Origin of the sequence: Christensenella tenuis (assembly GCF_014287795.1) — a bacterium.
In the GTDB taxonomy this organism is placed as follows: Bacteria; Bacillota; Clostridia; order Christensenellales; family Christensenellaceae; genus Christensenella; species Christensenella tenuis.
Genome location: NZ_JACOON010000002.1, coordinates 401,045 through 426,458, shown reverse-complemented (window position 1 = coordinate 426,458; position 25,414 = coordinate 401,045). Strand labels below are relative to the sequence as shown.

The 25,414-nt window shown below is 47.8% G+C and carries 26 protein-coding genes and 1 other annotated feature; of the genes, 3 read left to right on the top strand and 23 right to left on the bottom strand.

Features of this window, described 5'->3' with window-relative positions; translation table 11 throughout:
• Positions 1 to 89 precede the first annotated feature (89 nt).
• Positions 90 to 431: an EamA family transporter gene (locus H8S18_RS05790; protein WP_186857351.1), complete on the bottom strand. Its 342-nt coding sequence runs from the start codon at positions 429 to 431 to the stop codon at positions 90 to 92.
• A complete protein-coding gene (locus H8S18_RS05785) occupies positions 415 to 783 on the bottom strand; it encodes an EamA family transporter (RefSeq protein ID WP_186857350.1) in 369 nt (122 codons plus the stop codon). Before H8S18_RS05785 ends, H8S18_RS05790 begins: the two co-directional genes overlap by 17 nt.
• Positions 784 to 979: 196 nt before the next feature.
• Here H8S18_RS05785 and fba point away from each other — a divergent pair, with 196 nt between their 5' ends.
• Positions 980 to 1,909, top strand: a complete 930-nt coding sequence (gene fba / locus H8S18_RS05780) for a class II fructose-1,6-bisphosphate aldolase (RefSeq protein WP_079545610.1) — start codon at positions 980 to 982, stop codon at positions 1,907 to 1,909.
• A gap of 608 nt (positions 1,910 to 2,517) precedes the next feature.
• Here fba and galE read toward each other — a convergent pair.
• From galE to H8S18_RS05765, 3 genes are all read right to left on the bottom strand, one after another.
• On the bottom strand, positions 2,518 to 3,534 hold the full coding sequence (gene galE / locus H8S18_RS05775) for a UDP-glucose 4-epimerase GalE (RefSeq protein ID WP_186857349.1): 1,017 nt from the start codon (positions 3,532 to 3,534) through the stop codon (positions 2,518 to 2,520).
• Positions 3,535 to 3,605: 71 nt separating this feature from the next.
• Positions 3,606 to 4,721: an aminopeptidase gene (locus tag H8S18_RS05770; RefSeq protein ID WP_186857348.1), complete on the bottom strand. Its 1,116-nt coding sequence runs from the start codon at positions 4,719 to 4,721 to the stop codon at positions 3,606 to 3,608.
• Between the two features lie 644 nt (positions 4,722 to 5,365).
• Positions 5,366 to 6,775, bottom strand: a complete 1,410-nt coding sequence (locus tag H8S18_RS05765) for an MATE family efflux transporter (protein ID WP_186857347.1) — start codon at positions 6,773 to 6,775, stop codon at positions 5,366 to 5,368.
• A 145-nt stretch (positions 6,776 to 6,920) separates the two neighbouring features.
• Between H8S18_RS05765 and H8S18_RS05760 the strand changes: the two genes are divergently transcribed.
• Positions 6,921 to 7,541, top strand: coding sequence for a cytidylate kinase-like family protein (locus tag H8S18_RS05760; RefSeq protein WP_186857346.1), 621 nt, complete (start codon positions 6,921 to 6,923; stop codon positions 7,539 to 7,541).
• Between the two features lie 301 nt (positions 7,542 to 7,842).
• Here the strand turns inward: H8S18_RS05760 and H8S18_RS05755 are convergent, their stop codons facing one another.
• From H8S18_RS05755 to yfbR, 18 genes are all read right to left on the bottom strand, one after another.
• Positions 7,843 to 8,190, bottom strand: coding sequence for a hypothetical protein (locus H8S18_RS05755; RefSeq protein ID WP_186857345.1), 348 nt, complete (start codon positions 8,188 to 8,190; stop codon positions 7,843 to 7,845).
• A 251-nt stretch (positions 8,191 to 8,441) separates the two neighbouring features.
• Complete coding sequence (locus tag H8S18_RS05750; RefSeq protein WP_186857344.1) at positions 8,442 to 9,497, bottom strand: ABC transporter substrate-binding protein; 1,056 nt, start codon at positions 9,495 to 9,497, stop codon at positions 8,442 to 8,444.
• Positions 9,498 to 9,512: 15 nt separating this feature from the next.
• Complete coding sequence (locus H8S18_RS05745; protein ID WP_186857407.1) at positions 9,513 to 10,262, bottom strand: ABC transporter permease; 750 nt, start codon at positions 10,260 to 10,262, stop codon at positions 9,513 to 9,515.
• A 44-nt stretch (positions 10,263 to 10,306) separates the two neighbouring features.
• Positions 10,307 to 11,164, bottom strand: a complete 858-nt coding sequence (locus tag H8S18_RS05740; RefSeq protein ID WP_243165068.1) for an ABC transporter permease — start codon at positions 11,162 to 11,164, stop codon at positions 10,307 to 10,309.
• The gene (locus H8S18_RS05735; RefSeq protein ID WP_186857343.1) at positions 11,161 to 12,249 is read right to left on the bottom strand and encodes an ABC transporter ATP-binding protein; all 1,089 of its coding nucleotides are present in this window, start codon (positions 12,247 to 12,249) and stop codon (positions 11,161 to 11,163) included. The genes H8S18_RS05740 and H8S18_RS05735 overlap by 4 nt, the downstream gene beginning before the upstream one ends.
• A 322-nt stretch (positions 12,250 to 12,571) precedes the next feature.
• Positions 12,572 to 13,105 carry a cupin domain-containing protein gene (locus H8S18_RS05730; RefSeq protein WP_186857342.1) on the bottom strand — a complete coding sequence of 178 codons (534 nt, stop codon included), beginning with the start codon at positions 13,103 to 13,105 and terminating at the stop codon, positions 12,572 to 12,574.
• A gap of 519 nt (positions 13,106 to 13,624) precedes the next feature.
• Positions 13,625 to 14,440: an N-acetylmuramoyl-L-alanine amidase gene (locus tag H8S18_RS05725; protein ID WP_186857341.1), complete on the bottom strand. Its 816-nt coding sequence runs from the start codon at positions 14,438 to 14,440 to the stop codon at positions 13,625 to 13,627.
• Positions 14,441 to 14,561: 121 nt separating this feature from the next.
• Complete coding sequence (locus H8S18_RS05720; protein WP_186857340.1) at positions 14,562 to 15,422, bottom strand: hypothetical protein; 861 nt, start codon at positions 15,420 to 15,422, stop codon at positions 14,562 to 14,564.
• Positions 15,419 to 16,804: a sensor histidine kinase gene (locus H8S18_RS05715; protein ID WP_186857339.1), complete on the bottom strand. Its 1,386-nt coding sequence runs from the start codon at positions 16,802 to 16,804 to the stop codon at positions 15,419 to 15,421. The genes H8S18_RS05720 and H8S18_RS05715 overlap by 4 nt, the downstream gene beginning before the upstream one ends.
• Before the next feature lie 25 nt (positions 16,805 to 16,829).
• Positions 16,830 to 17,483, bottom strand: coding sequence for a response regulator transcription factor (locus H8S18_RS05710; protein ID WP_186857338.1), 654 nt, complete (start codon positions 17,481 to 17,483; stop codon positions 16,830 to 16,832).
• Positions 17,484 to 17,720: 237 nt separating this feature from the next.
• Complete coding sequence (locus H8S18_RS05705; RefSeq protein WP_186857337.1) at positions 17,721 to 17,987, bottom strand: hypothetical protein; 267 nt, start codon at positions 17,985 to 17,987, stop codon at positions 17,721 to 17,723.
• The gene (locus tag H8S18_RS05700; RefSeq protein WP_186857336.1) at positions 17,984 to 18,418 is read right to left on the bottom strand and encodes a hypothetical protein; all 435 of its coding nucleotides are present in this window, start codon (positions 18,416 to 18,418) and stop codon (positions 17,984 to 17,986) included. Before H8S18_RS05700 ends, H8S18_RS05705 begins: the two co-directional genes overlap by 4 nt.
• A 19-nt stretch (positions 18,419 to 18,437) precedes the next feature.
• Positions 18,438 to 18,755 (bottom strand): hypothetical protein, encoded by a 318-nt coding sequence (locus H8S18_RS05695; RefSeq protein WP_186857335.1) that lies wholly within the window; start codon positions 18,753 to 18,755, stop codon positions 18,438 to 18,440.
• Positions 18,756 to 18,947: 192 nt separating this feature from the next.
• Positions 18,948 to 19,322, bottom strand: a complete 375-nt coding sequence (gene rplL / locus H8S18_RS05690; protein ID WP_186857334.1) for a 50S ribosomal protein L7/L12 — start codon at positions 19,320 to 19,322, stop codon at positions 18,948 to 18,950.
• A 55-nt stretch (positions 19,323 to 19,377) separates the two neighbouring features.
• Positions 19,378 to 19,902, bottom strand: a complete 525-nt coding sequence (rplJ, locus tag H8S18_RS05685) for a 50S ribosomal protein L10 (RefSeq protein ID WP_186857333.1) — start codon at positions 19,900 to 19,902, stop codon at positions 19,378 to 19,380.
• A 24-nt stretch (positions 19,903 to 19,926) separates the two neighbouring features.
• Positions 19,927 to 20,061, bottom strand: a sequence feature (ribosomal protein L10 leader region).
• 106 nt (positions 20,062 to 20,167) lie between these two features.
• Complete coding sequence (locus H8S18_RS05680) at positions 20,168 to 21,430, bottom strand: uroporphyrinogen decarboxylase family protein (RefSeq protein WP_186857332.1); 1,263 nt, start codon at positions 21,428 to 21,430, stop codon at positions 20,168 to 20,170.
• Positions 21,431 to 21,679: 249 nt separating this feature from the next.
• Positions 21,680 to 23,851, bottom strand: a complete 2,172-nt coding sequence (locus H8S18_RS05675) for an extracellular solute-binding protein (protein WP_186857331.1) — start codon at positions 23,849 to 23,851, stop codon at positions 21,680 to 21,682.
• 10 nt (positions 23,852 to 23,861) lie between these two features.
• The gene (gene yfbR, locus H8S18_RS05670; RefSeq protein ID WP_186857330.1) at positions 23,862 to 24,440 is read right to left on the bottom strand and encodes a 5'-deoxynucleotidase; all 579 of its coding nucleotides are present in this window, start codon (positions 24,438 to 24,440) and stop codon (positions 23,862 to 23,864) included.
• A 279-nt stretch (positions 24,441 to 24,719) separates the two neighbouring features.
• Between yfbR and thiT the strand changes: the two genes are divergently transcribed.
• On the top strand, positions 24,720 to 25,412 hold the full coding sequence (gene thiT, locus H8S18_RS05665) for an energy-coupled thiamine transporter ThiT (RefSeq protein ID WP_186857329.1): 693 nt from the start codon (positions 24,720 to 24,722) through the stop codon (positions 25,410 to 25,412).
• Positions 25,413 to 25,414 lie beyond the last annotated feature (2 nt).

Genomic DNA, 25,414 nt, shown 5'->3' with positions numbered 1-25,414 from the left:
AAAAAAATATTTATTTAATTAACTTTTTTGCATACACATAACATTATATGTGATTATAGCCTGTTTTGCAACCGCTTTTGCCCATTTTCTCACAGGCAGAACACAACCAAGCCCACGATAATAAGCACTGTTCCTGCGAACCTGCGTTTCGTCATTTTCTCCTTCAAAATAACGCAGCTTAAAATAGCAACCAAAGCCATGCCAACCGACTCAATTGCCGGTCCGTATTTATAATCCATGCCGGAATATGCCCATATGGAAAACAACATGGAAATGAGCAGCATAACATATCCAAAGATAACTCTTTTGTTCAGATATTGCTTCCAGAAACTTGCATGTTCCTGATTAGCGCTTGTTTTAAGCAATATCTGTGAAAATGCGGCGATCGTTACGCCACACAACATAATCAATACACTATTTAGAGTCAGCATCTGTATTCACCAGCATCGTGCCTGTAATAATAATCGCAGTTCCGATTATATTTGCCACGGTAATTCCTTCCCTGAAAATAAGTGCAGACCATACCATAGACCATATGATCGCTACCGAACGGTTTGCATATGCAACATTCAGATCAAAGCGTTTGAGCCCTTGCTGCCATAACAATGCATAAACCGCAAGCAACGCAAAGTCAAGCAGGATGTAAATAATAAACATCTTGGACATAAATTCATTGCCATTGGTCGCCATTTTCCCGCACACGCTCGAAAATGTATAAATTACAATAATCGCTTGCAGGAAGATAATACCACGCCAATCGGTTTTCTTTTTTATTTGTTCCATTCCGCTGCCCCCTGTCCTCAATATGGTACTTTTTTCTCGGGAAAATGTCAATTTATCCTATTATTTTCATCTCCACATTTTTTCGGCGCAGAAAATCTTTGCGCCGAAAAATAATCGCAGTTCCGCAGGTTGTACTTTCTTTTTTCTAATAGTATAATGAATTTATCTTTGAATTATTATAAGGAGGATTTTATAGATGCCATTAGTTACAACAAAAGAAATGTTTGAAAAAGCGTACAAGGGCGGGTATGCGATTGGCGCATTCAACGTGAACAACATGGAAATTATCCAGGGAATCACGGAAGCGGCAAAAGAACTGAATGCACCGCTGATTCTTCAGGTCTCCAAAGGCGCGCGCAACTATGCAAACCCAATTTATCTGACCAAGCTCGTTGAAGCGGCGCTTGAAGACACCGGTCTTCCGATTTGCCTGCATCTTGACCATGGTGATAGCTTCGAAACGTGCAAATCCTGCATCGACGGCGGCTTCACGTCCGTTATGATCGATGGTTCCCATCTTCCGTTCGAGGAAAATATCGCCGTAACCAAACGCGTCGTTGAATATGCGCACGATCGCGGCGTAGTAGTTGAGGGTGAGCTTGGGCGTCTTGCCGGTGTGGAAGACGAAATCAAGGTTTCCGCTGAGGATTCTTCCTATACGCGTCCGGAGGAAGTGTACGAATTTGCAAGCAAAACAGGCGTAGACAGCCTTGCGATTGCAATCGGCACAAGCCATGGCGCGTTCAAGTTCAAAGGGGAACCAAAGCTGCGTTTTGATATTCTTGAGAAAGTAACGGAAATCCTGCCCGGCTTCCCGATCGTTCTTCACGGCGCATCCTCCGTCATTCCGGAATTCGTGGATATGATCAATAAATACGGCGGAAACATGCCGGGCGCGCAGGGTGTTCCTGAAAATCTGCTGCGGCAGGCGGCTAAAAGCGCGGTCTGCAAGATTAATATCGATTCCGATCTGCGTCTTGCCATGACGGGAACGATCCGCAAATATTTCGCGGAGCATCCTGATCATTTCGATCCGCGCCAATATCTGAAGCCGGCGCGTGAAGCGATCAAGCAGATGGTTGCCCATAAAATCGTAGACGTTCTTGGCTGCGACAACAAAGCTTGAGTTTAACAGAACCAAAAAGGCTGTCTCAGTTTTGCGCTGAGACAGCCTTTTCTGATAAAAAAAAGACTTTTGGCAGAAAAGGGAGCAGCAAACACAAATAGAGAACATTGTACTTATTTATTATATGCCTGGGGACCATATTCCTGGTGACAGCAGCGGTTATCCCCTTTAAAACTACAACAAACTATTCTTTCATATACCGGTTATCGAGTCTTCCTTTCGCAGAATCAATATTCTGAAACGGATATCATACTCTCGACCGGTGTCAATTGGAAATACGGCTTAATTTTCAGATATAATTATGACATCTTTTATATGCTGGACGTTTCCATAAATTCATTGCCCACCATTGCACCGATCCTATAAGGATCTGGTATTAGCGTGCCTTAAAGCGGCAATATTTCTTTTTTGTTTTTTCACTTTAATTAATTGCTCTTTCACTGATATCAAGAGCAAAAAGCTCCTGGCAAAAACGAAGGATATTTCCCGCCCCTGCATAACTGCAAAACCACGCTTAGATGCACAACAGAAAACAGGCCTGTGCTTACGCACCCGCCTGTTTTTTAGTCCCATTTTTTTCTTATTGGGCAGTCGCTTTCTATGTTCCCTTAGCGGTAGCCTTCCGGATTATTCTTCTGCCAATTCCAGCTATCGCGGCACATTTCCTCAATGCTTCTCTCCGCTTCCCAGCCAAGCTCCACTTTTGCCTTATCCGCATTCGCGTAATACTTAGGCGCATCGCCTGCCCGGCGCGGCGCGATCACATAATTGATTTTAAGGTTGTTTGCCCGTTCAAACGCATGTATCACCTCGAGTACGCTTTGCGGCTGGCCGGTTCCCAAATTGTAAACAAATAGTCCCTTTCTTTCGAACTTCTTAACCGCTTTACTGTGCCCGTCCGCCAGATCCATCACATGAATATAATCGCGGATACATGTGCCGTCCGGCGTATCGTAGTCATCTCCGAATACGCTGAGCTTTTCGCGTTTGCCCACTGCGACCTGTGTAATATAGGGCATCAGGTTGTTGGGCTCTCCTTCCGGATCTTCGCCAATCCGCCCGCTTTCATGCGCGCCTATCGGGTTAAAATAACGCAAGAGAACAATTGACCAGCTTTCATCCGAATGATAAAGATCCGCGAGCATTTGCTCAATTACAAGCTTTGTCCTGCCATACGGGCTTGTGGAATTTCCGATCGGGGATTCTTCCGTGAGGCATTCCCTTTGCGTCAGATCGTATACCGTGGCGGAAGAACTGAAGATCATCCGCTTTACATGATGTTCTTTCATTTTTTCAAGCAATACGACTGTTCCGCTGATGTTGTTGTCAAAATAGGCAAGTGGATCGCGCACCGATTCACCAACAGCCTTGAGGCCTGCCATATGAATGACCCCATAAATTTCATTCTGCGAAAAAATTTCGTCGTACGCGCTGCGGTCACGGATATCAGCTTTGTAAAAGCGGAGCTTTTTTCCAGCAAGCTCTTCCACACGCCGGAGCGCTTTTTCACTGCTGTTGGCAAGGTTATCCATGACGGTGACAGCATAGCCCTGCTCTAGGAGTTCCAGGCAGATATGGCTTCCGATATATCCTGCCCCTCCGGTAACTAAAATGTTTTTTTTCATTTGCCCTTCCTACGTTTTTGACGCGAAAACCCCGTACTATTTCATGTAGTACAGATTGCAGAACCGCCTGTTTACTTGAGATTTTCGGGATTCAGGCCTTTGAGCGCATCTGGCACAAACATGCCGTCCTTGCGAATCATTACATCATCAAACCAGACCTCACCGCCGCCCATTTCCGGCGTCTGTACAAGCACAAGATCCCAATGGACGGCGCTTTCATTTCCATTATAGGCATCGTCGTAACTCGAACCCGGTGTGAAATGCAGGGATCCTGCGATCTTCTCGTCGAACAGAATATCGCCCATCGAGCGGTTGATGTACGGGTTTACGCCAAGAGAGAATTCACCCACATAACGCGCGCCCTCATCCGTATCGAAAATCTTATTGATACGCTTCGTATCGTTAGAGGTTGCCTCAATGATCTTGCCATCTTTAAAAAGAAGGCTTACATTTTCATATTTGAATCCCTGGTTGAAGGAGGGCGTATTGTATGTAATCCGTCCGTTTACACTGTCCTTTACAGGCGCGGTATATACCTCGCCGTCCGGCACGTTCATATGTCCGTCGCACTTGACGGCGCCGATTCCCTTGATAGAGAAAGAAATATCCGTATCCGGCCCTTTGATGCGCACACGGTCTGTTTTCTCCATCAGCGTGACGAGCGGATCCATGGCCTTCGACATCTTGCCGTAATCAAGGTTGCACACATCGAAATAAAAATCCTCGAAGGCCTCTGTGCTCATGCCCGCCTGCTGCGCCATGGAGGGTGTGGGATAGCGCAGGATAACCCAGTTGGTATTTTTTACCCTCAGTTCATGATGAACCTGCTTTCCATAAATGGACTGGTAAAGTTCCATCTTGTCTGCCGGGATGTCTGACATTTCCGTTGCATTTTCGCCTCCGCGAAATGCGATATATGCCTGCATCTCTTTCATGCGAGCTTTTCCCCATTTGGTAATATCTTCTATCTGTTCTTTTGTTGCCTGCATCAGCCATTGGCGCTGTACCGCATTATGGGGCGTATCGAAATACGGCAGGCCGCCCGCCGCGTAAACCTCTTTAATCAGTTCCTCCGTAAGCGCATCCGGGCAGCCGGACACATCAATCAGCACTTTGTCGCCTTTTTTGACACTGCATGAATAGTTCACTAATGTATGGGACAATTTCTTAATTCTTTCATCTACCATGTATTCTCACCTCTATAGTTGTAATAGTTTTCTTTCTTATTATACCACATCCCACGAATGTGGAAACCGCAGGCCAACAGGAAAAATGTTTCCTCCCTTTTTTCCGCGGTACAGCTTGCTATTCTGTATCCTCTCACTGATTCATGAACTTTTGTCCGCATAACTATGCATCTTTTTCCAGTTGCATCTTTCCGTTATTTTCACTGTCCTGCAACAGGGAACCCTGACTTTATGTCAGATATGCATTTTGCGCTTTCCATATTATTGTTGTATCGCATCTGAGATTTGAAGAGATTGGAAAAGGCAGTCCTTGCGGAAATAAAGCAGCTAAATATACTTACCATAATGTTCCATATTATATTTATTGAATAAATAATATTATCCTACCAAAAATTCTTCTGGAAAAGCCTATTTATTCCTTTCCTCTTCTTTTTTGATGTTTATAGAAATCACTTGTCTTCCAGTTCAATAGATTGGGTAGTGTCAAAGATTGAGCGGCAATCGATAGCTTCTACATCCCTGCGTTTTCAGAATCTGCAAGCCCGTTCGCTCTTCTTCCGGTTCACTGATAGCATGCCGAATAGCTACTTGCTTTTTGGGAGGAGCTTTCCTTTTTCTCTATTATCCGTTCGGTTTTCCGACAGTTACATCCCCGGCACGAACGCCGCCGGATGATCCAGCGGTTTAATATATTTCCGGCTGACATACCGGAAAAAGAAAATACTCAGTACGAGGGAAACGCATTCCGCGATTGGAAAAGCATACCATACGTCGCTTACACTCCCGAAAAGAGACAAAAGGTAAGCTGCCGGTAAAATGACGATGAGTTGACGGCACAGCGACACGATCATACTCAAAACACCGTTTCCAACCGCCTGGAATACTGAAGAGAACACGATTCCAACCCCTGCAAAGGCAAAGCACAGGCTGATAATTCGAAGCGCCTGTGTGCCGAGCTCGAGCATAGCCGGAGTCGCATTGAACATTTGCAGCAAGGCATCCGGGAACAGCTGGAAAATTACCATTCCGACGATCATGATAATTACGGCAAGGATCGTGGCAAAACGGATTACATCCGTAATCCGCTGCTTATGCCGCGCACCATAATTATATGCTACAATGGGGATCAGGCCGTTTGTAAGCCCAAGGACCGGCAGGAAAATAAATGACTGCAACTTGAAATAGGCTCCAAGCACCGAGACTGCGGCAGCGGAAATATCCGGGGCATAGAACACGACCAAAATGAAGTTGAAGCCCACAATCATGACCGAGGTAATCGCCTGCATGACAATGGACGGCACTCCCACTTTATAAATTTCCCCGATGATCCTCTTTTTAGGCCGGAATCCGCGCAACTTAATTTTAACTTCCTTAATCTTGCGGTTAACAAAATACAGGCACATCAGCATTGCGACGATCTGCCCGATGACAGTTGCAATGGCTGCGCCCGCCGCGCCCATTTCCGGGAAGGGGCCCAGGCCGAAAATCAGTATGGGATCGAGGATGATGTTGATGACCGCCCCTGCAATCTGCGTGATCATATTATAAATCGTAACGCCAGTGGACTGCATAATCCGTTCGCATGTAATTTGGATAAATACGCCAAAGGAAAAAATTGTACAGATCGAAACGTATTGCGTCCCCATTGCCGCAATTTCCACGCCGCCCTCAATTCCCTCGGTAAACGCTTCAAAAAACATTTGTGAAAAGAAAATACCAAAAGCCGCAAAGCCGATCCAACTGAGGATTCCCAGGAAAATGCCGGCGGAAACGCCTTCATTGGCATCTTCAAACTTTTTTTCCCCTAAACGGCGGGATACGAGGGAATTCATGCCAACTCCCGTCCCGACCGCTACCGCAATGATAAGCATCTGAACCGGAAACGCAAGCGACACCGCCGCAAAAGCATTTTCGCTGTACTGACCGACAAATATACTGTCTACAACGTTATAAAGCGCCTGTACCAGCATGGAAATCATGATTGGCAAGGCCATTGTTACCAATAATTTTTTAACGGGCAACACACCCATCTTATTTTCTTTTACTGCTTCCATATCCACTTTCTCCCAATCAATTGTTTACCCTACCCGCAAATTGACATTTTATCATATAAGAGTCATAATGTAAACAGACTCATGCGCGTCATCTTTATGCGGTGCGCACCGCTTTTCATGAACCGATAGAAGGAGGAATAAGGCTATGAAAAACGACGTTATTATCACCATTTCCCGGCAATTTGCAAGCGGTGGAAGAACCATTGCCAAGAAGCTCGCCGCCGGGCTTGATATCCCTTACTATGACAACGAGCTGATTACCCTTGCGGCAAAGGAAAGCGGATATAACGAGGAATTTTTTGAAAACGCTGAGGAAAAGGCAAATAATAAGTTCCTGTATTACCTGTCTTCCGGCCTCGGGAACGTATCTTCGTGGGGTACGGATATCGCGCTTGACGATAAATTGTTCCTCATCCAAGCGGATGTTATTCGTTCCGTCGCGGCAAAGGGCTCATGCATCATTGTCGGCCGCTGCGCCGATTATGTGCTTGCTAACAACCCGAACTGTATCAACATCTTCATTTATTCGGATATTAACCACCGGATCGAACGGGCAAAAAACGATTATCATCTGGATGCGCCAAACCTCAAGGACGCAATCATTAAGTCGGACAAAAAACGCGCTACCTATTACAACTATTATTCCGATATGAAATGGGGACAAAAGGAAAACTATCATTTGATGTTAAACAGCGACAGTATCGGCATGGAAAATTCCGTAAAATTGCTGATGGAATATGTAGAACTATTTATCGGGAACAAATAGCCTGGAAGGCAAGGAAACATGGCGGGCAGCTTCCAGCCCTGCACTTACTTGCGCGGGCGCATGCCTGCCCCACAGGAAAGGCCCGGGCAGTTACATTCCCGGTACTTTCCTGTTATTACAGCTTTAAATGTATAGACGCATAGAGCAAATTAGGGAGCTGTAAAGGACGCGGCCCAGAAAACTGCACTAAAAAACCTTTCCTGTGGAAAGGTTTTTTATTTTACCATTATACCATTACAGCCTATTGCCCTGGTCTTCCATGAGCACAGGACATAAACGGCGTGCTTCCCGGCCATGGGGATTACCATATGGCTTCTCCTACAATTGTGCAGGGATTCCCCATAATACACCGTGAAAAGCGCCGCCCATATTTTTCGTGTACAATATCGAGGAGATCCGGCCCATCTTCTGCTCCATTGCGGACAATATACAGGACATAAACGAGTGTTCCCTGCGGCGCCGCTTGCGTTTGCCGGATATAAGTGACTTCCTGAACTCCCCCGCGGGCACGGCAATATTCCCGAAGTTCCCGCGCGAGCACCTCAAACTCGTCCTGCCGGTTTTCCTTCACATGATAGGTACAAATCTCGTAAACCATCTCATATTCCTCCACGTCCAGATGTGGATCCTGAAATCTTCTGGCTGACATCTTGCTCTTTTATTTTATTATAAACCAGCATTCCTCTATTTTTCAATAAAATAAGCGTAAAAATCGTATTATCGGGACTTCTGATGGCAATATCCTATTGATTTTTACGTTTTATTCCGTTTTATATAATATTTCGTTATTTTTCGTGTAATTCTTTTCAATAAAAAAGCCTGCCATATTTTCATATAACAAGCCCTTTTTTACCATTTGTTTCCGGTACAGCGCGCTGTTCCGCCTCTTTTCCCTTGCCTTCATGCAATTTTTACTTTCATCCATGCATCCTCGTACATCCGCAGGATATCTTTTTCGAGATGTTCATAGTACTCACAATGAGCAAGATCTTCTTTAGGAGGATTGAAGGCTGTATTTTCAAGCAATTCCGGATCGACAAGCGCGAGAGCATCGTCTTCCGGCGTGGAATAGCAGTTGTATTCCGCATTCAGCGCCGCGATATCCGGCCGCATCATGAAGTCCACAAAGCGCAGGGCGGCATCGTATACATCCGTCGTCTTGAGGATGCACATACCGTCCACGAAAATATTCGCCCCTTCTTCAGGAATCACATACCGCAGGTCCGGATTATCCATCATGGAATAAGCCGCATCGCCCGCGTACATGGGGGCAAGCGCCGCACTCCCATTAATCATCGTCATCCGCAGGTCGTCCGTACCATAGGCCAGCACGAGGGGTTTTTGCTCCACCAGCAGTTCCGCCGCTTCATCCAGTTCCTGCTGGTTCTTAGTATTGATGCTATAGCCGAGCTTGATGAGCGCAAGCCCAACGCTGTCGCGGATGCTGTCGTACATCAGTATCTGCTTTTCGTATTTAGGATCGAAAAGCGCGTCCCAACTATCGATTTCCTCTCCCGTCATCTCAATGTTATAGAGAAGGCCGAACGTTCCCCACGTATAGGGCACGGAATACTGCCCGTTCGGATCATAAGTGCAGGTCTCGACGAAGTCTTCGACATAGCCGTAATTTTCCATTTTGGAATGGTCGAGCTCGGCAAGGCGGTCTTCCAGCATCAGGCGCTGGATCATATATTCAGAAGGAACCACTACATCGATCTGCGTCCCTTCTGTCGTCGCGATCACATACATTTCCTCATTGGAAGGTACAGTGGTCATATTGATCTTAATATCAGGATTTTCCTCCTCGAACATAGGGATGACCGCAGGATCAATATAATCTCCCCAGTTTAAAAAATGCACGATAGTACGGCCGCCTGCGGTCTCGGTGGACGCACAGCCTGCGCATATGCCCGCTGCCAGCAGGCAAATCAGCAAAATAGAACACAATTTTCTCATACGTCGTTATCCTCTTCAGCGAAAACTTTCTGCCTGCGGCGGTTTTTTCGTTTTCTTTACGGACCGCAGGTTGATGACCAAAAGCAGTGTGATGACCACGACAAACATGATCGCGGACAGGGCGTTGATCATTGGATTGATGCCCACGCGCGCCATACTGTAAATATAAGTGGACAGGTTCTGCGTCGCTCCCTGCGAGGTAAAGAAGCTGATCATGAAGTCGTCAAAGGACATCGTGAAGGCGAGCAGGAAGCCTGTTACGATACCCGGCGCGATCTGTGGCAGAATTACCTTCCTGACCGCATAGGCCGGCTTTGCCCCCATATCGAGCGCCGCCTCGTATGTACCCGGATCCATCTGGCGGAGCTTAGGCAATACGGAAAAGATGACAAACGGGATATCGAACGTGATGTGCGCAAGCAGCATCGTCCAGTAGCCGCGCGGGATATTGAAGAAAATAAACAGCAGCAGCAGGGAAATTCCCGTTACGATCTCTGCATTGACCATCGGAATATACGTGAGGTTCACCATCACGTTTTTACTCTTTTTACGGAAATTATCCATACCGATCGCCGCAAGCGTACCGATAAAAGTGGCCGTAAGCGATGCGATGACCGCAATGGAGACCGTGACCCACACCGCCTCCGCAATGGAAGGGTCCTGGAAAAGCTGTTCATACCAATGGAAAGAAAAGCCCGTCCACTTGGCCATCGATTTAGACTCGTTGAAGGAAAATATGATGAGCGCACCGATGGGCAAGTACATAAACACCAATATGACCGCCAGGTAAAAACGTTTGAAAAACAGTTTCACAGCAAAGCTCCCCCTTCCCCTTCTTTGTCATATTTACGCATCAGCCACATGAACAGTATGGTCAGGATCAGCATAACCACCGCAAGCGCGCTGCCGAAATTCCATTCGGACATCAGCAGGAATTCCATCTCAATGAGGTCGCCATACATCATAAAGTGGCTCCCGCCAAGAAGCCGCGTGATGACGAACGTAGTCATCGCGGGCATGAATACCATAGTGACCCCGGAGACGATTCCGCCCTTTGAGAGGGGCAGCGTGACCCGCCAGAAAGTCTGCCACTTATTGGCCCCAAGATCCTGCGCCGCCTGAATACATGAGGTGTCCATTTTCTGGAACACCGAATAGATGGGCAGAATCATAAAGGGCAGGAAATTATATACGAGTCCGAAGATGATCGCCCCTTCCGTATACAGGAACTGCACCGGTTCAAAGCCGAGCGCCATGAGCCCCTGGTTGATGATGCCTGCATTATCGAGCAGGGCGCGCCACGCATACGTCCTCAGCAGGAAATTCATCCACATGGGCAGGATGAACAGGATGGAAAGGATAGCCGCGCGGTTTGGCTTCATGCGCGACAGCATATAAGCCACAGGATAGCCGAGGAGCAGGCACACCACCGTTGCTATGAGCGCCATCAGCACACTGCGCCAGAACACCGTCATATACAGCGGGGAAAATGCGCGCGCAAGGTTTTCCGCAGTGAGGACCATGACCCCGCCCGATCCCGTATCGGTAAACGCATACAGCAGGATGAGAATCAGCGGTGCGACCGTGAAAATTGCGATCCACGCAACATAAGGCAGCGCAAATACCTTACGTGAGTTCATTACGCCTGAAATCTGCCTGTTTTTCATTGGCCGGCCTCCACAGCTATGTCGATTCGCATTTTATCGTACTGGCTTACTTCCATGACGTGGATATCGTCCGGTTCGAGCGCGAATCCGACGCGGTCTCCCACATCATAAAAATCCGTGGAGTGAACCAGCCATTCAAAACCGTTATCACCTTGTACACGAATTTCGTAATGAACGCCCATAAACAGTGTGGAAGAAACCGTGCCCGTAATCATATCTTCTGCAATATTTTTGGTGATATTGATATCCTCGGGCCGCACGACTACCTGTACTGGTTCGTTTTCATTGAATCCGCGGTCCAGGCATACAAAATCGTTATCTGCAAAATGCACGAAATAATCCCGTTTCATGACGCCGTTGATGATATTTGATTCCCCGATGAAATCCGCGACAAAGGAATTCCGGGGCTCATTGTAGATCTGCTCGGGCGTACCTAATTGCTGGATTACGCCGTCGTTCATCACGGCGATCGCGTCGCTCATGGTGAGTGCCTCTTCCTGATCGTGCGTTACATAAACAAAGGTAATGCCAAGCGTTTTTTGCATACGTTTCAATTCAAGCTGCATCTCTTGCCGGAACTTGAGGTCGAGCGCGCCGAGGGGTTCGTCGAGGAGCAGCACCTCCGGCTCGTTTACGAGCGCGCGCGCAATGGCGACGCGTTGCTGCTGTCCGCCGGAGAGCTTAGCGATATCGCGGTCTCCATAGCCGGAGAGGCCCACCAGCCGGAGCATGTCTTCCACCTTTTTACGGATGGCTGCTTTATCCATTTTTTTGATTTTAAGGCCAAACGCGATGTTGTCGAATACATTGAGATGCGGGAACAACGCGTATTTCTGGAATACCGTATTGACCCGCCGTTTATAGGGCGGAAGGCCCTTGATGCTTTCGCCGAACAGGTGCACGTCGCCGCGCGTCGGCTCTTCAAATCCCGCGATGATACGCAGGAGCGTCGTTTTCCCGCAGCCAGACGGCCCAAGCAGCGTCAGGAATTCATTCTGCCTGATATACAGGTTAATGTTGGAGAGGACTTCCACTCCATCGTATTCTTTGTATACCCCTAAAAAATCGATGATGTGTTCTGACATGGCATAAAACCCTTTCAAAGCATAATCTTTTTGATATGAAGCGGCTTCGCCGCACCATGCGGTTTTGAGTCCCGCGGCAACCAGCCGCGAAGGGCTGCAAATTCATGGGAAAGCAACTTTTTCACCGCCTAGTCCCCGGTATAAAAGCCTCCGTCGACCCCTGTAAAATCTTTATGCCAGCAGGCAGGCTTACGGGACTGCCGATCAATATCCTTGCAGCAGGACGGCGGTAAGCCGGGCGCATTATGCGGAGCATACCTTGGCCAGGCGCAACAGCGCGGCGGATGTAGTGCATGGATATTACCGTTCCGCTCTTACGCGTTTAAAACATGGGGGGAGTGGAAATCCATATCACTTCCGCATTCTTTTTCCCATGGTTTTCAATTTTATGCGGCACATCGGCTTTAAAATAGAAACTGCCGCCTTTCCTGACTTTATGCCGCTTCATGCCAAGAACAAGCGTTACTGTGCCGGAAAGCACATAACCAAATTCCTCACCTTCATGCGGACGGTCTTCCTCGGTAGAGCAACCCGCTTTCAAATGCAGGAGAATCGGCTCCATTTTATTTTTCTGCGCATTGGGCACGAGCCACAGGATGCTTTTTTGATCATCTGCCTTTTCAAAAAGGTCCGCTGCCGCAAACGTCACCTTTTCTTCCCCGCGCTCGCTGAAGAATTCCCGCAGATCTGTTCCGAGGCATTCGAGAATATCCATCAGCGTCGCAATCGAAGGAGATGTAAGATCCCTCTCAAGCTGAGAAATGAATCCTTTGGAAAGCTCTGCCCGATCCGCCAGTTCGCTTTGCGTGAGGCCGAGACTTTGCCTTCTTGCTTTGATCTTTCTGCCAATTTCCATACTCTTCTTATCTTTCCGCGGTTTTCCGCCTCACATGATATTAAACAAATTGTTTATTTTTATTAAACTTTAAACGCAAATATTATTTAACCATATACAACGCACGATGTCAACATATTTTTCCTTTTATTCAAGGTGTTATACGTTTCTATTCTAAACTTTTTTTGATCTATTTTTTATAAAATAAACCAAAAGTTTACTTGTACTATATAAAACCGGCATTTTTATGTTTTTTTATAAAATGTAATTTTTTATCGTTTGACGGTGTCCTGGAAGGGCATTGAAAAGAATTCTCCGTTTGCGCCTTGCACTGCCGCCGCTAAAGCGGCAACATTGCCCGAACGATTCCTATCATTGGGTAAAGGCCTTATGGCAGCTTCCCCCCCGGCATATCTGCGGCATTTTTTAAGTTACATAAATGAAAAAGGGAAGCACGCTTCCCTTTTTCGGCAGAAAAAAATTTTGTTGCCCGTTATTTTTATTACGTTATATAGCAGTCTCCTCGATGGACTCCCCCTTTCACAAATTTTTTTCAGAAAGATATGCTTCGATTCCAGAACCTACCGCTTGGGCAATAGATTGCTGATAATCGTCTTTTTGCAGTTTTTGCTCTTCTTCCGGATTGGAAAAGAAACCACACTCTACAATAATACTGGCCTGGGTTCCCGGACGCAGAAGCTGGTAATCGCCCGAATTGACATCGCGCGGATTTACAATGCCAAGCTGTTCGTTGAGCGCGCTTTGAACATATTGCGCCAGTTTATACCCCGGCGCTTCCCTGTCCCGGTAGAAAACCTGCGGGCCCGTGGCCCCGGAACCCTGATCAAAAAAATTCTGGTGTACGCTTACAAAGACGTCGGCATTTGAGGTGCGTATGATTTCTTCCCGCCTGGCCATATCCGCCGCTTTGCGCACCTTGGCATCCGGTTCATTTGCCGCGGCGATCGGCTCATCCGATTCGCGTGTCATGATGACGGTATATCCTTTATTTTCCAGAACGGTTTTCAGCTTCAGGGCGATTTCTAGATTCACCTCTTTTTCAAGCCTGCCCGTAGAAACGCCCTTGGTTCCAACATCCGTATCGCCGTGGCCCGGGTCCACAATCACTTTAATACCGCCTGCCGCCGGAATAATCTGTTTGAGGGATTGGGTATTTTCCCCTGCGGGTGCCATCTCCCCTTCGGCAGCCTTTGAAATCTCGAACGGGAACGCCCGGTAGAGCAAAAATATGCTTACAATGATGAGTAATGCAATGGTGAGGAATAAAAAGAAACGTCCGGTTGCCCGCCTGTGCCGTCTTCTTCCCGTTCTGATGCTCTGTGATGTGCCGCTCATGATTTCTTCCCCCTGATGTCTTTTATTTTTCCCAAACAAAAACCCTGTACTTATAAGGTACAGGGCAGCGGCATATTTTTTTCATCCATTTTGTATCATTTTTGTAACATTACAAAAATTTTCATGAAATATCCGCTGGTTTAAGAATCATACGGAAGCTTCCGTAATGCGAAAGTTCCGCCAATACATCGAATTCCGAATTTGTCATAGCGTACAAACCGCTTACGAAAGGATCCCAGTCCAAATAATTTTTATTGTAGTCTGCCTCAAGCTCATGGTATTTGGCAAAGGCTACGACTACTTCTTCCATATCGGTTTCGCTCCATTTTTCAAAAATCCCTTTGTTGGTGATGTTAGCTCCCGGATACACAATATCCATATAATAAACTTTGCCTAATTCGTCGTCTATAATGAACTGATAAGTATCTCCTGTTTTCGGGTTAGAAATATTACCCTGCCAGTAGTAAAACTCCGAGGCGGACACCGTCGGGTCCGACGCGCGCAGGAACGCGATGCTTTCGACTGCGTCATATGAACCGAGCTTTCCGAGATCAAATTTGGGCAGCGCGCCCGTCTCCTGGAGCAAACGCGCCTCCCGTACAAGGGCAAGCTCTGCCTGTGCCTTTGTCATCACGCTGCCTTTGGCGGGGATGCCGTCGGTATATTCATACTGCACGAAGCTTTCCCTGTCATTTTCTCCGGCCTGCGTGCTCCCGGCCGTTTCGATGCCTGTTGTCTCCGCCTCCAAAATACCATTCTGATTTCCTTCAAACGCGGACCGCTGCACTTCATACAGCACCTTGGTCTTCTGGTATTTTGTCGCCTTATATTGATAGGATTCGGAAGCTGTTTCATCCGTTTGAATGACATTCAGGAAGGCGGCGTCCGTTTTGCGTGCAAAATAAGGCGGCAGCCACGCGCTCATAATGACCACAAAAGCCGTTACGGCAATTGCGCACACATATTTTGCTATCCGCTTCATTGCCGCGTCCTCCTTGCCCTTCTAATTCGAATACATACGAGCGTGCCCGAGCCTACGATGCTTTTAAACACAAGGCGCGAACCGTGCATATGCGCGATCTTGTCGGAAAGCGCGAGGCCGAGTCCGGCACCGTTCTGTGCACGGGCACGGCTTTTATCCACCATATAAAACGCTTCCGTAATTTTTTTAATTTCCTCTTCCGGGATGCCCCGGCCGTGGTCCCGCACACAAAAAACATAATCGCGCCCGTCAATTTGCCCGTACAGCTCAATGAGGCTGCCCGGTTCTGAGGCTTTGCGCGCGTTATCAATCAGGTTGACAAGCAAGGTCTTGAAAAGATCCGGTTCGACCATAACGACCGCATTTTGCGCCGCCGTTTTTAGAATAAGCCCCGCATTTTCCATAATCGGGAGCATCAGTCCTTCAATCTCTTCGATCAATACGCGCGGATTGATACGCCGTTTTTCAAATTCCTGCCGCTCCAGTACCATCAGTTCCAGAAGCTTTAAAGACAGCGCTTCGAGGCGTTTTCCTTCCGTAAAAATATAATTTGCCGAAAGGAACATTTCCTCCGGCTTCATTTGCTTGGAGCGCAGCATATCCGCATAGCCGATGATGGACGTAAGCGGCGTTTTGAGTTCGTGCGCAAAGCTTGCTACGAAGTCTTCGCGCTGGCGCGCCGTATTTTCAAGCGCGTACATCTTATCCTGTACCGCGTCGGTCATGGCATTGAAGTCTTGCGTGAACTCTGCAATCTCATCTTCGCCTTTTACCTTCATGCGCACATCGTAATCCCCCTGCGCAATACGCCGCGTAGTTGCGGAGAGCCGCGTGAGCGGGCGGGTCAAAAACATGGAGACGACCAACATGACAAGGGCACTCAGGAGCAAAAGCACAATACTCCATTCCGTATAGGTATCGAACTGGGTTTCCCGTTCCTGGAAAATAGATGTAATATCCCGTGAGGTTTCAAGATAGACGGTCCTCTCGCCCACTTCCGTCCTGCAGCATACGGTAAGGTTATAACGGCCTTCGCGCTCACTGATCCGGTAGACGCGGGCCTGCTCCATTTCCTGCATGAGCTGCGTATCCGGCGGCTGGCCCGTACTGGAAAAAATTGTCTTATAGTTGTCATCCGAAACAATGATGCCCCGCCTGCCGCCGTTTTCGAGGGAGGATACGCTGTTTACGACAGCTTCGTCCGTAAGTTTCGTCCCCTGGTTGACATAGGTGGTGGCTGCACTTTCATAAGCAAGCTTCATCAATTGGTTTTCTTCGAGCGCCCGATCTGTTTCGCGCGAAAGCGCGGAAGTAAAAAAGGACGTAACCAAAACATAACCGCCCACCGCAAATACGACGGCGATCACAATTACCGTTGACAAAAATACCTTCCAGGCAAATTTCATCCTAGTATTCCAACCTGTATCCTACCTTATAGACGGCAACAATCATTTTTTCCCAGCCAAGTTTTTTGCGCAGGCGCTGGACATGGAGATCCACCGTGCGCGTGTCTCCAAGGTAATCGCTCTGCCAGACGCGTTCAAAAATGGTTTCCCGGAACAACGCGATATTTTTATTGCGGATAAACAGCAGCAGGAGTTCATATTCTTTCATTGTGAGATCTACCTGCCGCCCACCCTTTTTGACGCACCGCGACTGCGTATCAATTTCTACATCACCTATGGAAATTTTGTTTTCTCCCTTATTATACCGGCGCAAAACTGCCTCGACACGCGCAAGCAGTTCGACAATTTCAAAGGGCTTGATGATATAATCATCCGCTCCGAGGTGGAGGCCTTTTACGCGGTCCGCCACATCGTTTTTGGCGGTAATAAAAATGACGGGCGTTCCGGTGGGCGCGATATATTCCATCAGCTCGTACCCGTTTACCTTGGGCAACATGATGTCCAGCAAAATCAAATCGTACCGGTTTTGCTCGATCATGTCCGCCGCCTGCATCCCGTCGTCCGTTATGTCGCAGCAATATCCGCTCTCTGTCAGATTCACACGAATCAGGTTAGAGATCGGCTGCTCATCTTCTACGATCAATATATTTATCATAACCCGCTGTTTCCCCAAATCAATGGATTTATACGTTTATATTTATAATCGCTTTTTATTGTATCATATTTGTATCAAAGCAGGGGAATTTTTGGGTAAATCGCATAATGGCGCTATTTTTTATTACTTACTTTTCAAAAAACATTATTTGCTGCTTTTTTGGTAAAAAACAGATGATCTGGAAAACAAAAGACTGGAGCTGCATCGGCTGCTCCAGTCGGCCCGTAGAAAGAGAACCTAAATATCCTCTCCGAGATATACATCCATCATTTTTTCGATTCGCTTTTTTACTTCCGCGAGCCTTCGCGCAAGCTCTGGCCGCGAAAGCGGGGACGTAGTTTTAATATCAAGATCATTTGTCATTCGAAGGTGCAGCCAGCCAAGGGTATGCCAGGCATTTTTCAGATCCGCCCTGAGCTTTTCAAATTCCTCCCTCGGAAGATACTCATCCGGGCGATAGGAAACTATGTTAGTCCATGGTTGTTTTTTCTCGATGGTATTCATTGCTTCGCGCCGCAATTCGGGCAATAATTATCGCCTACGTAGTGTTTTGTGCCGCAGCTTTTACATTCCTTTAAGGACTGTGCCGCATTAAGCGCTACCTCAAGCTGCTGGAGCTCTGCATAGATGGCTTTAATCCGTTTTGCCGTTTCTGCCATATCGCCGCGCAGCCTGCCCTTGGCATAGGCCATTTCGCCCAATTGCCGGTATGCTTCTTCCAACTCGCGCTGTTTTTGCGTTTTCTGTGTATTCAGCTTGGCCGTTTCCACCAGTTCCTTCGATTTGCTTGCTACCGTATTTCCGAAAGCCACAAGGCCTTCCTTTGCCTTTGTAGCCGCCGACTTGGCCGCTTCTCCTACCGCCTGTCCGGCATCAATCGCTTTTTTCTGAGCGGCTTTCGCTGTTTTTTCTACTTGCTCTTTTGTCACTGCCATACCAATTCTCCCATTTGTATTAATCACGATCTTTTAATTCGACGGAAACTGCAAGAGAGGCCGCTTCCGCCGCTTCCGCCGCTGCTTCCGCAACACGGGCGGTAAGTTCCGCCGCTTCCGCCGCCGCTTCGTCCACACTGCCACGCTCCTGCGCGCTTCCGTTTTCTGCATATGCTTTCAAACGCTCCGCAGTCTTCCGCGCAGCAAGAATCGCTTCCCTGGAACATTCATATGCTTGTTCAATTGCGTTTTGCGCCGCCTTGATATAAAATTCCTTGCTTTTGATATGTGCTTGCTCCAAAAAATCGTCAAGCAGCTGTTTTTCGGAACCATCCATACTGCAAGTCTCCCCCTGATCCAGTCTAATTAATTATACACCGGACAAACCTGCTTAAAACCATAAACCGTTCTTCCCAGGAGCCGTTTTTTCGATTTTTTTGCAGGATATCCTTACCAGTGCGCATTAAAAAACGCAGCCTGTGGCTGCGTTTTTTGCCGCTTATCGCGTTTTTTCCAAAAAGGGAAAAACTTATTTCATTTCTACGTCTGCGCCAACTTCCTTGAGGGAAGCGACCAGTTTCTCTGCTTCGTCTTTTGCCAGTGCTTCTTTGATTGTGGAAGGAGCGGAATCCACCATCTCTTTTGCTTCCTTAAGGCCAAGGCCCGTAGCTTCCCTTACAACCTTGATGACTTTGATCTTTTCTGCGCCGGCAGCCTTCAGAACAACGTCAAATTCGGTTTTCTCTTCCGCGGCAGCGCCAGCATCGCCAGCAGCCGGAGCAGCAGCAACAGCTACCGGAGCAGCAGCGCTCACGCCGAACGTTTCTTCAATTTCCTTTACCAGTTCCGCAAGGTCCAGAACATTCATTTCTTTAATCGCATCAAGAATCTGCTTGTTATCCATGATTTATTATCCTCCAAATTTTTAATAGATTTCAAATTTTTGTGCTATGCACTTTTTACTGTTTTTGTTCCGCAACCGCTTTAAGCGCACATGCAAGCCCTCTTGGAATCGCCTGGAGCGCCAAAGCAAAGTTCGTAATCGGAGCATTCAGGCTGCCCATCATCTTCGCAATGAGCTCTTCCTTGGACGGGAGCTTGGACAGGCTCTCAATTTTTGCCGCATCCATTGCCTGACCATCCAGTATGCCGCCTTTAATCTCCGTCTTGTTTACATCCTTTACAAACTTGCAGAGAATTTTGGCCGGAGCCACTGGATCCTCAAACCCAAACGCAACTGCCGTCGGGCCTTTGAAGTAATCTTCCACGCCTTCGATGTTCAGTTCTTCCGCAGCGCGCTTAAGCATATTGTTCTTGATGACTTTATACTCTACGCCCGCTTCACGGAACTTGCTCCGCAGGTCGGATACTTCCGCAACCGTAAGGCCGCGATAATCGAGAACGATGACGCTCTGCGCGCGTTTCATCTTATCTACTACATCTGCAACGGCCGCCTGCTTTGCTTGTAATTTTGCTTCTTTCAACTTTTTCACCTCGCTTACTGCGCAGGATTCAATAAAAATGCCCTCTTAAAGCCATCCAGACCTTAAAAGAGCAACTAAGTTCTTATAAAATCAACCTCGTCAGGATTTCAGAGATTAAGCGTTACGCTCCTGAGTCTATGGCTTTTTGTGCATATTCCATTTTACGCAAGATTTATGATATCATGCCGGGAGGTTTATGTCAAGAATTTTACAGGAAATCAGAAGAACCCGGAAAATCCCGGTTCTTCTGATTCCGCCTCCGGCATTACTTATAATCTCTATATTTTTTAAATGTTTCGATCATGGCGAGGAAGTTCTCCACCGGTACGCCTGCCTGTGCATTGTGAATCGTATTGAATACGAAGCCGCCGCCCGGCTTGAAGATCCGCAGGCGCTCTTCCACCTCTGCCTTTACGTCATCGGGAGTACCGAAAGGCAGCGTCTGCTGTGTATCCACACCCGCACCCCAGAAAGTAATCCTGTCACCATATTTGTCTTTCAACAACTGGGGATCCATTCCATTTGCAGAACACTGCACCGGATTCAAGATATCGAATCCCGCTTCAATGAAGGATTCGATCAAAGGTTCTACCGCGCCGCACGAGTGCTTGAACACCTTCCATGGGGTGTTTTCATGAATCCAGCCCGTCATTTTCTTGTAGTACGGCATATAAACTTCCGCAAACATTTCGGGAGAGCAGAAAGGCGCATGCTGCGTACCAAAATCATTCCCGCATAGCTGAATTGCAACAATCTTATTGCCGACCGCTTCATAATAGCGTTTCAGGTTTTCAATTGCAATATCAGTTTGCCGATCAAACACTTCTGTAATATAATCCTTACGCATAATGACGGATACATACCATTCCTCTACCGCACGAATTCCTTTTGGGTCTTTCAGCTGAACACCAGGAACAAACGCGATATCGCCCAAGGCTGTGCCGCCCGGTGCGCCGAGAATCGCCTTATTAGTCGTTTCATATGCTGCTTTTGTTGTTTCCTCCATATAGCGCAGGTATTCGTCGCTGTACGGCGTAAATTCTTCCAGGTTATCTTCTACATTGAGATTATTATCATCAATTGGATGCTGCCGGGTAATTGCGTCAAAATAGAAGCCCCCTTTCGGCATCTTCCCGCTCGGCGGTACGCTTTTGTCTCCCTGCGGATATTCAAGAATGTTTCCTTCCGCATCCGGCTCGGTATTAAACAGGGCCGGAACGAGCACGGGCGTACCATCAAACAGCGTCCATTCCTTCCATCCTTCGTTGCGGAAACCGAAAATATTATTGTAATCTACAATCTTAACTGTATCAATTTCCAGAATATCCGCAAGTTCATCGTCAATCTCTCCAAGCATCTGATAGCAGCAAATTACTTTGATTGGCTTTTCTTTTAGCCCCAATGCGCGGCGCAGCGAATAAATAAGGCTGGCCTGTACTCCCGTAGTGCCGCCCGCGCCGAGGTCCAACGGCACCCGGTCTGGTTCCTCGTGATTCAGTGTTTTGATAACTCGTTCCCTTGAATTCATGTTTTTCTCCTTACCCTTAAAAAATAGTCACAAATAATGCATTTTATGGTTTCCAGATATGTATTGTTCTATGTGAAACGTTATATGAATCGTTTCACATAGGTATGATAACACACACATCTATCAAATGCAACTACCTTTTGTAAAATTTTCTTCTTTTTTTGTAAAAACTTATTTTTTATGTAAAAATAAAAGCAGACACATTTTTGTGCCCGCTTAAAATTGTTCTTGCTGGTATTCCCTTGCCAGTTAAAGCTGCCGAAGCTTTTGTTCCATTTTTTCCAAGGCCTCCCGCGCTTCTTGTTTTCCTTCAAGCACGCGGTTGAGTTCCCCGCCGATGATATGGTTATAGGCCGACTGTACCCCTCGTCCGCTCTCCCCATTCGGGAAGGTTCTCATCCGGCTGATTTCATAGGTTTCGGACAGCAGGTCTTTCCATGGATAGATTGCCGCAAGGTCCTCCCGTTCGATGCAATCTTTTCGCAGTGACGTTCCCCCGAGAAAAGAGAAAGGCACAGCCGCGCTTTCCCCGCAGATCCATTTCAGGAACCTAACGGCTTCTTCCGTATGCGCGCTATAGGGATTCACGCCAAGATACCATCCGCCCAGCACCGGACGGCGCCCCGGGATCAGGGCACATCCAATATTTCCGGCAACCTTTGACTTGGAATAATCGTTTATGTTGACTGCATGGGAATCGTAACTGACGACCATTGCACATTCCCCGCTCATGAAGTCGCGCTCTGCATCATTATAATTATAGTTGATTTTATCCTTTCGCACATAACGGTAACTTTCTATAAAATTCTCAAGCGCCCGCAATGCATTTTCGCTGTTGATGCAAATTTTTCCACCGCAGAAAACATCCCCGCCATAGGACCACAAGCGCGAAAGAAAGCCGATCGTCGTATATATATTATCCCCCCGGATTGCCGCAAGGCCATAGGGTACGGGGGAACGGTCATTATACTCCCGCGTGAAAAATTCCGCCGTGCGGTTATACTCTTCCCATGTGGCGGGCGGGAGCAGCTCGCAGCCGTATTTACGCCGGTACAGACGTTTCAGCCCGACATCTTCAAACAGGTCTTTTTGATAAAAAAGCAGGAGGGCGCCGGACATGAACGGCAGCCCATAAAGCAAACCGTGATAGGTTCCATATTTGGTGATAAGGACATTCAGGAACCCATCCGTATAGCCATCCTGCAAATGGTCCAGCGCAAGCAGGCTGCCTTCTTTTGCCATATCGTTCATCCAGACGATATCCGCCATGAGTACATCCGCTTCCGCGCTTTTTTCCCTGCCGATCCGGGCAAGACGGCCGTCAAGCTCATCATAAGGCAGTGCTTCGATTTCCAGTGTGACGCCCGTTCGTTTGGTGTAGATATCCACCATAAGCCGCAGCGCATCCGTAACCGGGCAATCAAACATACACAAGCGGAGCGTGGCGTTTCGTTTTGCTTCCGGCCGGCTGACCGGCTCTGTTTTTCGATATTCCGCCTCAATGAATTCGGGTTCCTGCACAGGAAAATCCGCTTCGGCTGCAAAAACTGCCTTTTCAGCCGCGAGAATTCCAGCCTTATGATAATCCGCATGGATCACGGCACAATAATGCTCTTCGTCTTCAACCCAATTTTGTTCTTTGACAGCGATCACCGGGAGATTTCTCCCGCGAAGGCGCACGGCCTGGCGCACTCCCTGTGCGATAGCAGCATTGCCCGCAATCAGCAGCCCCACGTCCGCCCCCTGTTCCAACATCGTATATGCAGCGCGGAACCCCTTCTCCCCACTGCAGTCAATCAGCTTCAGATGCGCTTTTTGCCCAAAGCAGGACATATGCAGATCCTGCAATTCTTTTTCGCCGATCATCCCGCGCTCAAAAATCATTCCCGGAAGAACGCCCTCTTTCCGGCACCGGTAAAACGCCCGCGCAAGCGCTTTCTCATAGCGAATGTATACGCAGTTTCCATCCGACTTTGCCACGTGGTTTCCAACGAGAACCACCGGCGTCTCTTCTTTTCCGGATAATTGCTTCAGGTAATTCCCGTTTTCGCCGCAGGGATACACAATGATTCCGTCTGCACGTTCCTCAAGCAATTGTTCAATATATTTTCGTTCCAATACACGGTTGTTTTTGCTGTTTTTGACGGTAAGATGATACCCCATCTCTTCAAGGCGCTCTTCCACTGCCGAAAGCATCGCCGCTATTTCGGCCTGATGAAGGTTGGGCACAACGAGGCCGATGGTGCATGACTTTGTATTCTTTAAACTGCGCGCCTTCGCATCCGGGCGATAGCCGAGCTCCTGCATCGTACGTTCGACACGTTCGATCAGGTCGATATTGTCTGTTTTTCCATTGAGTACGTTCGACACCGTGCCGACAGATACGCCTGCAGCAGCGGCAACATCTTTAATCGTCGCCATTGGTTCCCTTTCAGTTCAATTCATCCAGCGTAAGAGAATATCCCGGCAGAAAATGTTCCATAAAATATTCCACTTCCGGCAAATCCATTCCTTCTACCGCTTCCTTTGTGCGCGTGCAGGCTTTTTCAAATTCCCGGTTTCCCGTCCGAAGCTCTTCTAGGCATTTGATGTAGGCGCTGAGGCGGTCTGCCGCTTTCACGAGGATTTTTACGTCCGCATTCACTTCCTGCCGCACATACGGCGCGATGGAAGGCTGCATTTCTTCAGGCAGCATAGAAACGAGAGTATCTTCCGCATGGCGTTCGATTTTTTTATAGGACTGCGTAATATTACCGTCAAAATATTTGATCGGTGTGGGAAGATCACCTGTGATTACTTCGCCCGCTTCGTGATACAACGCCGCGGCGAGCACTTCCTTTTCGCCGATATTCCCGCCGAAATATGTATTCCGTATGATGCACAAGGCATGCGCGATAAGCGCGACGGAGAAGGTATGTTCCGCTACGTTTTCCTCTATATTATTCCGCATAAGGCCCCACCGCTTGATGTGCCGCATCCGCGATAGATAGGCATAGAAGCTTTTTTTCATTGAAAACACCTTGCATTCATTTTTCGTTGGTGATACCATTATACCATATTCAAAAAGTAAATACACTGCTGGGGGAGCTGCGGCTGAGAATCAAACCCTTCAACCTGCACGATAATGCGTGCGTGGGAAGCATAAATTTTTACAGTAAATTTAAACTCTCGCAGGCAGCGGGAGTTTTCCTTTTTTGCAGTGTGCTTACGGGAACCCGGACGGCATCGCCCGTTCGTTTATTCTCCGGCCTTCCTCTCGGCGGCCGGCCACGCAAAGGAGCGTTATATTATGTTTGACGATTTTTCCGAACTTACCTTGCCCGCAATCGTTATTGTGTGCGCAATCATCGCTGCAGGGCTGATTGGCTATTTCCTGTACCGGCGCAAAACGAATGGAGGAAAGCAGATCACAAAAAAATCCCAGTGGACAACAAAAGAGCTAACCACTGCTGCCCTTTGCATCGGCGCATCTTTTCTCCTGAGTTTTATCAAGGTGTTTTCCATGCCGAACGGCGGGTCTATTACGCCTGCAAGCATGCTGCCAATGCTCGCTTTTTCCTATATCTATGGATTTAAAAAAGGATTTATCGCCGGGCTGTGCTACGGGCTGCTGCAATTTGTGCAGGAACCTTTTTTCTTATCGTTCCCACAATTCGCGCTCGATTACCTCGCCTCTTTTTCACTGCTTGCGCTGGCGGGGCTGGCAAAAAGCAGCATTATCCCCGGCATTGTATATGGCTGCGGGGCGCGCTTTATCTGCCAGTTTCTTTCCGGTTGGATTTTCTTTGGTATGTATGCCCCCGAAGGTATGCCCGCATGGCTTTATTCCCTGGGATATAACGGTGCGGTCGTGGGTATCGAATGCGCCATTTGTGTGGCTGTTGCCGCAATTCCCGCGCTGTACAAACTATTTAACCGGCTCAAAAAAGAAGCGCTTGCCCAGCAGAAATCATTCGGTGAAACGATCAGGACTGCCCCGTAAAA

What these genes read in the sequence shown, in the direction of transcription:
- H8S18_RS05680 (WP_186857332.1), bottom strand. Translation starts at nt 21,430, where the DNA reads ATGAATTCAAGGGAACGAGTTATCAAAACACTGAATCACGAGGAACCA.
- H8S18_RS05790 (WP_186857351.1), bottom strand. Translation starts at nt 431, where the DNA reads ATGCTGACTCTAAATAGTGTATTGATTATGTTGTGTGGCGTAACGATC.
- H8S18_RS05750 (WP_186857344.1), bottom strand. Translation starts at nt 9,497, where the DNA reads ATGAGAAAATTGTGTTCTATTTTGCTGATTTGCCTGCTGGCAGCGGGC.
- H8S18_RS05695 (WP_186857335.1), bottom strand. Translation starts at nt 18,755, where the DNA reads ATGGATGGTTCCGAAAAACAGCTGCTTGACGATTTTTTGGAGCAAGCA.
- H8S18_RS05720 (WP_186857340.1), bottom strand. Translation starts at nt 15,422, where the DNA reads ATGAAGCGGATAGCAAAATATGTGTGCGCAATTGCCGTAACGGCTTTT.
- H8S18_RS05760 (WP_186857346.1), top strand. Translation starts at nt 6,921, where the DNA reads ATGAAAAACGACGTTATTATCACCATTTCCCGGCAATTTGCAAGCGGT.
- H8S18_RS05675 (WP_186857331.1), bottom strand. Translation starts at nt 23,851, where the DNA reads ATGGCGACGATTAAAGATGTTGCCGCTGCTGCAGGCGTATCTGTCGGC.
- H8S18_RS05770 (WP_186857348.1), bottom strand. Translation starts at nt 4,721, where the DNA reads ATGGTAGATGAAAGAATTAAGAAATTGTCCCATACATTAGTGAACTAT.
- H8S18_RS05710 (WP_186857338.1), bottom strand. Translation starts at nt 17,483, where the DNA reads ATGATAAATATATTGATCGTAGAAGATGAGCAGCCGATCTCTAACCTG.
- galE (WP_186857349.1), bottom strand. Translation starts at nt 3,534, where the DNA reads ATGAAAAAAAACATTTTAGTTACCGGAGGGGCAGGATATATCGGAAGC.
- H8S18_RS05755 (WP_186857345.1), bottom strand. Translation starts at nt 8,190, where the DNA reads ATGTCAGCCAGAAGATTTCAGGATCCACATCTGGACGTGGAGGAATAT.
- H8S18_RS05765 (WP_186857347.1), bottom strand. Translation starts at nt 6,775, where the DNA reads ATGGAAGCAGTAAAAGAAAATAAGATGGGTGTGTTGCCCGTTAAAAAA.
- H8S18_RS05735 (WP_186857343.1), bottom strand. Translation starts at nt 12,249, where the DNA reads ATGTCAGAACACATCATCGATTTTTTAGGGGTATACAAAGAATACGAT.
- thiT (WP_186857329.1), top strand. Translation starts at nt 24,720, where the DNA reads ATGTTTGACGATTTTTCCGAACTTACCTTGCCCGCAATCGTTATTGTG.
- H8S18_RS05745 (WP_186857407.1), bottom strand. Translation starts at nt 10,262, where the DNA reads ATGTACTTGCCCATCGGTGCGCTCATCATATTTTCCTTCAACGAGTCT.
- H8S18_RS05740 (WP_243165068.1), bottom strand. Translation starts at nt 11,164, where the DNA reads ATGAAAAACAGGCAGATTTCAGGCGTAATGAACTCACGTAAGGTATTT.
- yfbR (WP_186857330.1), bottom strand. Translation starts at nt 24,440, where the DNA reads ATGAAAAAAAGCTTCTATGCCTATCTATCGCGGATGCGGCACATCAAG.
- H8S18_RS05785 (WP_186857350.1), bottom strand. Translation starts at nt 783, where the DNA reads ATGGAACAAATAAAAAAGAAAACCGATTGGCGTGGTATTATCTTCCTG.
- rplL (WP_186857334.1), bottom strand. Translation starts at nt 19,322, where the DNA reads ATGGATAACAAGCAGATTCTTGATGCGATTAAAGAAATGAATGTTCTG.
- fba (WP_079545610.1), top strand. Translation starts at nt 980, where the DNA reads ATGCCATTAGTTACAACAAAAGAAATGTTTGAAAAAGCGTACAAGGGC.
- H8S18_RS05700 (WP_186857336.1), bottom strand. Translation starts at nt 18,418, where the DNA reads ATGGCAGTGACAAAAGAGCAAGTAGAAAAAACAGCGAAAGCCGCTCAG.
- H8S18_RS05730 (WP_186857342.1), bottom strand. Translation starts at nt 13,105, where the DNA reads ATGGAAATTGGCAGAAAGATCAAAGCAAGAAGGCAAAGTCTCGGCCTC.
- H8S18_RS05705 (WP_186857337.1), bottom strand. Translation starts at nt 17,987, where the DNA reads ATGAATACCATCGAGAAAAAACAACCATGGACTAACATAGTTTCCTAT.
- H8S18_RS05725 (WP_186857341.1), bottom strand. Translation starts at nt 14,440, where the DNA reads ATGAGCGGCACATCACAGAGCATCAGAACGGGAAGAAGACGGCACAGG.